Origin of the sequence: Saccharothrix coeruleofusca, from assembly GCF_014648515.1 — a bacterium.
Lineage (GTDB): Bacteria > Actinomycetota > Actinomycetes > Mycobacteriales > Pseudonocardiaceae > Actinosynnema > Actinosynnema coeruleofuscum.
Genome location: NZ_BMRG01000018.1, coordinates 122,218 through 122,657 on the forward strand (window position 1 = coordinate 122,218; position 440 = coordinate 122,657).

Here is a 440-nt window from a genome sequence, read left to right on the forward strand (position 1 = left end):
GGCTTGGCGGCTCTCACCGCCGCCTCCTATGCCGAGCTGGCCACCAAGCACCCGAGGGCGGGTGGGTCGGCCCACTACGCCACTCTGGCCTTCGGGCAGGCGGTGGGGTCGCTGGTGGGGTTCTGCATGCTGGCCGCCGGGCTGGTCTCGGTGGGAGCGCTGGCGCGGGCCTTCGGCGGGGACTACCTGCAGGAGCTGGTCGCGGTGCCCACCGGGGTCGTGGCGGTGGTGTTCCTGACCGCCTTGGCGTTGCTCAACATCCGCGGTGTCCGGGAGTCGCTGGGGGCCAACGCGGTGGCCACCGCGGTCGAGGTCGGTGGTTTGCTGCTGGTCATCGGTCTGGGTGCGTGGGTGGTCCTGCGCGGCGACGCGGACCTGGGCAGGTTGACCGAGGTGGGCGCGGGTGGGCGCGGCGCGGTCGGAGCCGTGCTGGCGGGCGC

The 440-nt window shown here is 74.1% G+C and carries 1 protein-coding gene; it reads left to right on the forward strand.

Annotation, left to right across the window (positions count from 1 at the left end; genetic code table 11):
• The coding region (locus IEZ00_RS37365) for an amino acid permease (protein ID WP_229796236.1) at positions 1 to 440 on the forward strand (440 nt) is incomplete at both ends.